At 42.8% G+C, this 1,103-nt stretch carries 2 protein-coding genes; both read left to right on the top strand.

Features of this window, described 5'->3' with window-relative positions; all coding sequences use genetic code 11:
- A partial coding sequence (locus KDK18_RS02275; RefSeq protein WP_257252899.1) for a hypothetical protein occupies positions 1 to 478 on the top strand: 478 nt, incomplete at its 5' end.
- Positions 479 to 847: 369 nt separating this feature from the next.
- On the top strand, positions 848 to 1,103 hold a 256-nt coding region (locus KDK18_RS02270), incomplete at its 3' end, for a group II intron maturase-specific domain-containing protein (protein WP_306670840.1).

Genomic DNA, 1,103 nt, shown 5'->3' with positions numbered 1-1,103 from the left:
CCCTACATATGAAAAAACGAATATTGAAAAAATAATCCTAAAGTCACTCCTGTCGTCAAAGTCTTCCTTGTTTGAAATCATTGAATCAGATTATCAAAGCTCAACTATAAAAATAAAAGATTTATTTTCTGATAGTGAGTTCCTGATAACCGATAGGTCGTTCAGCGCATCCCCAAATGCTTGTGATTATTTGATGTTCTCTAGAATACTAGTATTCGAAGAATTCAATATGACATCTGGAGCACCTATGATTTTCCACAAAGAAATGAAAGAAATAATTCTTGGCAAATACAAACGAATAATGAAAAAGATTCCACTAGCAAAGGATCGATCAAAACTTTATGTTACTTTCTTCAAGTTATATAAAAAGTGCGGGCATGAAAACATAGCATACACTGGAGCAAGAGCCTGGCAAGTGCGTGGTGTCAGCAGCAAGCTTCAGACCCATCACCAGCCAAAGAAATCAGAAAAAAGCTAAAGCTTTCTCAATCTGCTTTTGCTGGTTTTATGGGTGTCAGCATAAGAACCATACAAGATGGGAACAAGGGCGTCGAAACCCTCAAGGTTCCGCAAAAGCCCTGCTAAGAATTGCTGAACAATGCCCTCAGGTTTTTCAAGAACTGAGATAATCCGAACAAAGGCATAACAAATGCGTGGAATTTGTACAGCCCTGACGGGCTCCACCCGACGCGCATTCGGCGCGCGGTTGAGGCAGGCGTGTGTGCCGAGCATGGCACTTAACTAGAGAGGTGAAAGTCCTCTTACCAGGTATTCGCAGAGCCGAAGGTTAGCGAAAGGGCAAGGGCGTGAGCGAAGCTTTCTGGACATTACGTTCAGCCGACGAGAAATGAAGGTTAAAGTCAGCGCGAAAGCACTGATTAAACTGAAACAGACCGTCAAACAGCTGAGCCGTCGAACGAGAGGTCATTCAATAAACCAGATAATCACAGAATTAAGAAAATCCCTGCTTGGTTGGAAAGCGTACTTCGATATATCTGAAGTGCTGAGTCCTCTGCGAGATCTGGACAAATGGATTCGACGCCGATTGCGATGTTATCTTTTGAAGCAATGGGGAGGGAAAGGCTACAGAGTGCTTAGACGAT

Source organism: Endozoicomonas sp. SESOKO3 (assembly GCF_024606255.1).
The sequence above is the reverse complement of the archived record's forward strand: the minus strand, read 5'-3'. Positions and strand labels throughout refer to the sequence as shown.